Genomic DNA, 6,137 nt, shown 5'->3' with positions numbered 1-6,137 from the left:
CGATGACCTCGCGCACGTTCTGCTGCTCGGTCATGCCGATCACGCCTGCTGCTTGGCGTCGATCTCGGCGATCAGGGCCTCGATACGGGTCTTGATCTGGTCGCGGATCGGGCGAACGGACTCGACGCCCTTGCCGGCCGGGTCTTCGAGGGCCCAGTCGAGGTACTGCTTGCCGGGGAAGATCGGGCAGGCGTCGCCGCAGCCCATGGTGATGACGTAGTCGGACGCCTGGACGGCCTCGGTGGTGAGCACCTTGGGCTGCGCCGCGGAGATGTCGATGCCGACCTCCGCCATGGCCTCGACGGCGGCGGGGTTGACCTGGTCGCCGGGCATGGAGCCGGCGGAGCGGACCTCGACGCGGTCGCCCGCGAGGTGCTTGAGGAAGCCCGCGGCCATCTGGGAGCGGCCGGCGTTGTGGATGCAGACGAACAGCACGGAGGCGGCAGGGGTGGAGGTCATCGGTTCTTCCTTCGTGGGTTGTGCGGGCACCTGGGGGTGCGGGTGGGTCAGGGGCTGGCGGGCAGGGTGTCCGGCAGGCCGGTGATGTGGGTGCCGATCTCGTCGCGTTCCCGCTTCTGCCAGGACACGACGACGCCCGGTTCCACCTCGGCGGCGGGAGTGGTGCCCGCACACGAGACCGCCATGCGCTCGTCTGCCCGGCGGGCGAGGAGGGCTGCGGCCGACTGGGAGCGACCGGCGCCGCGGCTGCACACGAACAGCACCCGCACCGGCCTCTCGCCCACCGCACTCTCACTGTGTGCGAGGACGTCCAGACGTTCGGCCGTCAGCCGCTCGGCCAGTACCACCAGGTGCGTCCGCACCCGCGCGACAGCGGCCAGGCAGGCGTAGGAGTCGACGAGCAGGCGTTGGACGGTCTCAGGCCCGAAACGGCCGGTGTGGCGGGTGGTGAGGCGGGCGGCTCCCGCGGCCAGCCGCTCATCAGGCAGAACGGGAAGTGGGGATGCGGACGCGGTCATGAGGACCCCTTCGACGGGCTCCAACAGATCAGTCAGGGCTGGTGTCAGCCCGAGCTGATGTGAGAGTATCAGTCCATGATGACGTCAGTCGACACTGATCTGATCCGGGTTCTCGCGGACCCGCTCAGGCTGAAGATCGTGACCCTGCTCGCCCACGAGACCCTGTGCACCACGCACCTGGTCGAGGAGACCGGCGCACGGCAGACCAACCTCTCCAACCACCTGAAGGTGCTGCGGGAGGCCGGTGTCGTGGAGACCGAGCCCTGCGGGCGGTTCACCTATTACAAGCTGAAGCCCGAGGTCATCGCCGCTCTTGCCGGACAGTTCACCGAGCTGGCCGAGCATGCCCGCACCGCCGCCGACCGGAAGAGGTCCTGCCCGTGACCCGCACCGAAGCCCCCTCCACCGTGGAGGAACCCTCGGTCGTCGCGAAGCTCTCCACCCTCGACCGCTTCCTCGCGGTCTGGATCCTCATCGCCATGGGCCTAGGCCTCGGCCTGGGCCGCCTGATTCCCGGCCTGAACGACGCGCTGGCGAAGGTCGAGATCGGCGGGATCTCCCTGCCGATCGCGGTCGGCCTGCTGATCATGATGTATCCGGTGCTGGCCAAGGTCCGCTACGACAAGCTCGACGCGGTCACCGGCGACAAGAAGCTCATGGTCTCCTCGCTGGTCATCAACTGGATCCTCGGCCCCGCGGTCATGTTCGCGCTGGCCTGGATCTTCCTGCCGGACCTGCCCGAGTACCGCACCGGTCTGATCATCGTCGGCCTGGCGCGCTGTATCGCCATGGTCATCATCTGGAACGACCTCGCCTGCGGCGACCGCGAAGCCGCCGCCGTCCTGGTCGCCCTGAACTCCGTCTTCCAGGTCATCGCCTTCGGCCTGCTGGGCTGGCTCTACCTCGACCTGCTGCCCGGCTGGCTCGGCCTGGGCAACGGCGAGCACCTCGACATCTCCATGTGGAAGATCGCCCTGAACGTCGTCATCTTCCTGGGCGTCCCGCTGCTGGCCGGCTTCCTCACCCGCCGCATCGGCGAGAAGAAGATGGGCCGCGCGGACTACGAGAACAAGTTCCTGCCGAAGATCGGCCCCTTCGCCCTCTACGGGCTGCTGTTCACGATCGTGATCCTCTTCGCCCTCCAGGGAAAGACCATCACCTCCCAGCCCGGCGACGTCGCCCGTATCGCGCTGCCGCTGCTCGCGTACTTCGCGATCATGTGGTTCGGCACCTTCGCCCTGGGCAAGACCATCGGCCTGGCCTACGACCGCACCGCGACCCTGGCCTTCACGGCGGCGGGCAACAACTTCGAGCTGGCCATCGCGGTCGCCATCGCCACCTTCGGCGTCACCTCCGGACAGGCCCTCTCCGGCGTCGTCGGCCCCCTCATCGAGGTCCCCGTCCTCGTCGCCCTGGTCTACGTCTCCCTCGCCTGGCGGCGGAAGTTCACCGCACCCCAGCCTGCCGGGGCCGCCGGGTGAACTGCCTGGACTGCCGCGGCCGGGACTGGACCGTCCCGGCCGTCGGCATCTGCCTGGCCTGCGGCGCCGCCATGTGCCAGACCCACGCCGCCACAGGCCAGGGCCTCCCAGGCCGGCACCCGGGCCGGGGCCGGGCGCCGCTGCGGTGCCGCCCCTGCTCGCCCGTACGCGAACGGGCGGCGGCATCGTGACCACGCGGGTGGACGTGGTGGTGATCGGCGGCGGCCAGGCAGGACTCGCCGCCGGCTACCACCTGCGGCGAGCGGGCGTCGCGTTCGTCATCCTCGACGCTCAGCGCGAACCGGGCGGCGCCTGGCGGCACGCGTGGGGCTCGCTCCGCCTGTTCTCCCCGGCTGCGCACTCCTCGCTCCCCGGCCGCCTCATGCCCGCCCAGCCCGGCCAGACCTACCCGGATGCCGCCCACGTGATCGGCTATCTCGCCGACTACGAGCAGCGGTACGAACTGCCCATCCAGCGGCCTGCTCGTGTCCAGGCCGTCCGCCGCGACGGCGAGCGTCTGCGCGTCGAGACGGACTCCGGCACCTGGTCCGCACGGGTGGTGGTGTCCGCGACCGGAACCTGGTGGCGCCCCTTCTGGCCCGCAATCCCTGGCAGCACCGCCTTCCGCGGCCGCCGGCTCCACACCGCCGACTACCGCGGCCCGCAGGAGTTCGCCGGGCAGCGGGTGGTCGTGGTGGGCGGCGGCAACTCCGGCGCCCAGATCGCCGCCGACCTCGCCACCCACACCGACCTGACCTGGGTCACTCGCCGTGAGCCGCGTTTCCTGCCGGACGAGATCGACGGCCGCGCGTTGTTCGACGCCGCCACCGCCCGCCGCCAGGCCCTCGACGCCGGCCTGGACGACACCGGCGGCGTCGCCGCCCTCGGCGACATCGTCGCCGTCCCATCCGTACGGGCTGCGCGCGATCAGGGGCTGCTCAAAGCCCAGCCGATGTTCACACGCCTGACCGCCACCGGACCCGTGTGGGCCGACGGCACCAGCACGCCGGCGGATGCGGTCATCTGGTGCACCGGCTTCCGCCCCGCCCTCCCCCACCTCGCCCCACTCGGCCTGCGCGACCAGCACGGACACATCCCCACCCTTGGCACACGGGCAGTCGGGGAGCCGCGACTGCACCTGCTCGGCTACGGCGACTGGACCGGCCCCGCCTCCGCCACGCTCATCGGCGTCGGCCGCCCCGCGCGCGAGATGGCGCGGGAGATTGCCACCCAGCTCGACTGACAGCGGGCTGCGGCAGCCGCCGTCATACCCGGGCAAACAAGAAACCCCCTCTAATTCGACATGCCTCTATGTTGACATCCATCGATTCAAGGTGCAGTCTTGCATTGAAGTCGATCGATATAACTGGATTGAGGAGAGCGTCATGTCCCGAGTTCAGCTGGCCCTCAACGTTGCCGACCTCGAGGCGTCGGTGGCCTTCTACTCCAAGCTCTTCGGCGTCGAACCGGCCAAGCGCCGGCCCGGCTACGCGAACTTCGCCATCGCCGAGCCGCCGCTGAAGCTCGTCCTCATCGAGGGCGAGCCCGGCCAGGACACCCGCCTGGACCACCTCGGCGTCGAGGTCGGCAGCACGGAGGCGGTCACGGCCGCCGCCGAGCGCCTCAAGGAATCCGGCCTGGCCACCTTCGAGGAGAACGACACCTCCTGCTGCTACGCCCTCCAGGACAAGGTCTGGGTCCACGGCCCCGGCCGCGAACCCTGGGAGGTCTACGTCGTCAAGGCCGACGCCACCACCCTCGGCAAGAGCGCCGAAAGCAACCCGGACGCATGCTGCGGGACCACCGCCTGCTGCACCCCCGACGAGCAGGCCACCGACCCCACCCAGACCCCGATCGAAGCGAAGGCCGCCGCAGGCTGCGCCTGCACCGCCTGATCCGCAACCCATAGCCACCGGCCGGGACGGCGGGCCGTCAGCGACCCGTACCGCCCGCCGTCAGCGGACTTTGCCGTCATCGAACGCCTCGCACGAGCACAGTGCAGGCTCCACGAAGGGATCGGGTCCCAGGTCGGGTCAGTGGCCGCGGGGTGCGTACATGATGACGGCCATGCCGGCCAGGCAGACCAGGGCGCCGATGACGTCGAAGCGGTCGGGCCGGTATCCGTCGGCGACCATGCCCCAGGCGAGCGACCCGGCGACGAAGACGCCGCCGTAGGCGGCGAGGATGCGCCCGAAGTCGGCGTCAGGCTGGAGGGTGGCGACGAACCCGTACAGGCCCAGCGCGATGACACCGGCGCCGATCCACATCCACCCCTTGTGCTCACGCACGCCTTGCCACACCAGCCACGCACCACCGATCTCGAACAGGGCGGCGATGACGAACAGAGCGACGGAACGGGCGATGAGCACAGCAGCAGAGCTTTCTTCAGGCAGGGACGGGAATGATGACGGTGAGGTCAGGCAGCTGGGGTGAACGCTTCGGCGAGCGGCACCGGCCAGCAGTCACTGCCACTGAGCCGCCCGCTCACCCGCATCGTCGGCCCTCAGCGAGCAGGCCACCGACGCCGAACGCCACGCTACGTCGTCCACCGCGGGACGGGTGAGCGAGGAGGGCGCCGGTACTGCGCGGTAGCCGGCCGGGGTCCGCTCCGCGGGCAGCAGGCCGACGCTCTCATGAAAGCGCAGCGTGCTGACCGGAACGCCGGTCCGCTCGACGAGCGGGGAGATCCTCATGCCGGTCACGTCTTCGACGGTAAACCTTCACCCCGGCTCGAAGATCAAGCCGCAGCCTGCCCGAGCAGCTGCCCCATCGCGGCCAGCACGGACGGCTCGACGCGGTAGTACACCCACGTCCCGCGCCGCTCGGAGGTCAGGAGGCCGGCATCCTTGAGCTTCTTCAGATGGTGGGAAACGGTCGGCTGCGAGACACCCACGTCCTGGATGTCACACACGCACGCTTCGCCGTCCGGGTGGGAGGCAACCTTGGAGAACAGCCGCAGCCGCACCGGATCGCCCAGGGCCTTGAACATCGCGGCCATCTTGACCGCGTCCGCCTCCGACAGCTCCGCCGACGTCAGCGGCGGGCAGCACGGGGCCACCGCCTCCGGCTCCAGGACCGGCAGCTCCACCCCACTCAGATTCGACATACGTCTATGTTGACACCGGTCGATGCGAGCGGCAAGCTCGATCGACCCTTCCCGCAGCCGGCCCGGCGCAACGGGCCCCATCTGACGACTCCGCCGGCCGGTTGGTCCGGTTCCTGCGGCGGCGCGGCGGACGGCCGGGCGGCGGCTCCGGCAGCTCCGTCGGCGCCGACTCCTACCACAGCGCGGGCAGGGTAATGGCGCGGTCCAAGTAGCCGCGGAGGGCGTCGAGTTCGTGGGTGATGACGAAGATGGTCAGACCCCGGACACGGAGGACCAGCAGGAACTCCCAGACGGCAGTGCCCCCGTCACCTCGTCGAGGTCGGCGGCGATCTCGACGCACACGAGCACCGCCGCCCCGCGCGCGGCCTCGTCGCGGGCGACGCCGTGCAGGGTGCGCACGTGGCGCGCCGGCGTGCGGCCCAGCGGGCGGTACGGCTCAGCGAGCCGAGCGCGCCCTGCGAGACCAAGGGAGCCGGACGCAACTCGAACTCCTCGACAAACTCGGGGAATCGCTTTACATCAGCCGACTCGTCGAGCAGCCGGAAACATAAGGGGAACGAGGGCATTGGAGCT

Annotated in this window: 10 protein-coding genes; 4 read left to right on the top strand and 6 right to left on the bottom strand. The window is 70.2% G+C overall.

Features of this window, described 5'->3' with window-relative positions:
• Positions 1–39 precede the first annotated feature (39 nt).
• Together NQU55_RS16725 and NQU55_RS16720 are read right to left on the bottom strand one after the other, a co-directional pair.
• Positions 40–459 carry an arsenate reductase ArsC gene (locus NQU55_RS16725; protein ID WP_168097101.1) on the bottom strand — a complete coding sequence of 140 codons (420 nt, stop codon included), beginning with the start codon at positions 457–459 and terminating at the stop codon, positions 40–42.
• Between the two features lie 47 nt (positions 460–506).
• The gene (locus NQU55_RS16720; protein ID WP_168097100.1) at positions 507–977 is read right to left on the bottom strand and encodes a three-helix bundle dimerization domain-containing protein; all 471 of its coding nucleotides are present in this window, start codon (positions 975–977) and stop codon (positions 507–509) included.
• Between the two features lie 75 nt (positions 978–1,052).
• On the opposite strand from NQU55_RS16720, the gene NQU55_RS16715 reads away from it, so the two are divergent.
• The 4 genes from NQU55_RS16715 (at position 1,053) to NQU55_RS16700 (ending at position 4,353) form a co-directional block, all read left to right on the top strand.
• On the top strand, positions 1,053–1,361 hold the full coding sequence (locus NQU55_RS16715; RefSeq protein ID WP_095584470.1) for an ArsR/SmtB family transcription factor: 309 nt from the start codon (positions 1,053–1,055) through the stop codon (positions 1,359–1,361).
• Entirely contained in the window at positions 1,358–2,458 is a 1,101-nt protein-coding gene (arsB, locus tag NQU55_RS16710; RefSeq protein ID WP_168096593.1) for an ACR3 family arsenite efflux transporter, read from the top strand. Before NQU55_RS16715 ends, arsB begins: the two co-directional genes overlap by 4 nt.
• Before the next feature lie 187 nt (positions 2,459–2,645).
• Positions 2,646–3,701 (top strand): ArsO family NAD(P)H-dependent flavin-containing monooxygenase, encoded by a 1,056-nt coding sequence (locus NQU55_RS16705; protein ID WP_168096594.1) that lies wholly within the window; start codon positions 2,646–2,648, stop codon positions 3,699–3,701.
• Positions 3,702–3,843: 142 nt separating this feature from the next.
• Positions 3,844–4,353, top strand: a complete 510-nt coding sequence (locus tag NQU55_RS16700; RefSeq protein ID WP_256790782.1) for an ArsI/CadI family heavy metal resistance metalloenzyme — start codon at positions 3,844–3,846, stop codon at positions 4,351–4,353.
• Positions 4,354–4,491: 138 nt separating this feature from the next.
• On the opposite strand, the gene NQU55_RS16695 is transcribed toward NQU55_RS16700, so the two are convergent.
• From NQU55_RS16695 to NQU55_RS16680, 4 genes are all read right to left on the bottom strand, one after another.
• Positions 4,492–4,827, bottom strand: coding sequence for a YnfA family protein (locus tag NQU55_RS16695; protein WP_168096359.1), 336 nt, complete (start codon positions 4,825–4,827; stop codon positions 4,492–4,494).
• Positions 4,828–4,920: 93 nt separating this feature from the next.
• Positions 4,921–5,151, bottom strand: coding sequence for a MerR family transcriptional regulator (locus NQU55_RS16690; RefSeq protein WP_168096360.1), 231 nt, complete (start codon positions 5,149–5,151; stop codon positions 4,921–4,923).
• A gap of 44 nt (positions 5,152–5,195) precedes the next feature.
• Positions 5,196–5,564 carry an ArsR/SmtB family transcription factor gene (locus NQU55_RS16685; protein WP_168096358.1) on the bottom strand — a complete coding sequence of 123 codons (369 nt, stop codon included), beginning with the start codon at positions 5,562–5,564 and terminating at the stop codon, positions 5,196–5,198.
• Positions 5,565–5,816: 252 nt separating this feature from the next.
• Entirely contained in the window at positions 5,817–5,963 is a 147-nt protein-coding gene (locus NQU55_RS16680; RefSeq protein ID WP_168096357.1) for a hypothetical protein, read from the bottom strand.
• Positions 5,964–6,137 lie beyond the last annotated feature (174 nt).

Origin of the sequence: Streptomyces telluris, from assembly GCF_024519335.1 — a bacterium.
Lineage (GTDB): Bacteria > Actinomycetota > Actinomycetes > Streptomycetales > Streptomycetaceae > Streptomyces > Streptomyces telluris.
Note: the sequence above shows the minus strand (reverse complement) of the source record. Positions and strands in the feature narration are given on the sequence as shown.

Coding starts and splice junctions, on each gene's coding strand:
- NQU55_RS16725 (WP_168097101.1), bottom strand. CDS start 459: ATGACCTCCACCCCTGCCGCCTCCGTGCTGTTCGTCTGCATCCACAAC.
- NQU55_RS16720 (WP_168097100.1), bottom strand. CDS start 977: ATGACCGCGTCCGCATCCCCACTTCCCGTTCTGCCTGATGAGCGGCTG.
- NQU55_RS16715 (WP_095584470.1), top strand. CDS start 1,053: ATGATGACGTCAGTCGACACTGATCTGATCCGGGTTCTCGCGGACCCG.
- NQU55_RS16700 (WP_256790782.1), top strand. CDS start 3,844: ATGTCCCGAGTTCAGCTGGCCCTCAACGTTGCCGACCTCGAGGCGTCG.
- NQU55_RS16690 (WP_168096360.1), bottom strand. CDS start 5,151: ATGAGGATCTCCCCGCTCGTCGAGCGGACCGGCGTTCCGGTCAGCACG.
- NQU55_RS16685 (WP_168096358.1), bottom strand. CDS start 5,564: ATGTCGAATCTGAGTGGGGTGGAGCTGCCGGTCCTGGAGCCGGAGGCG.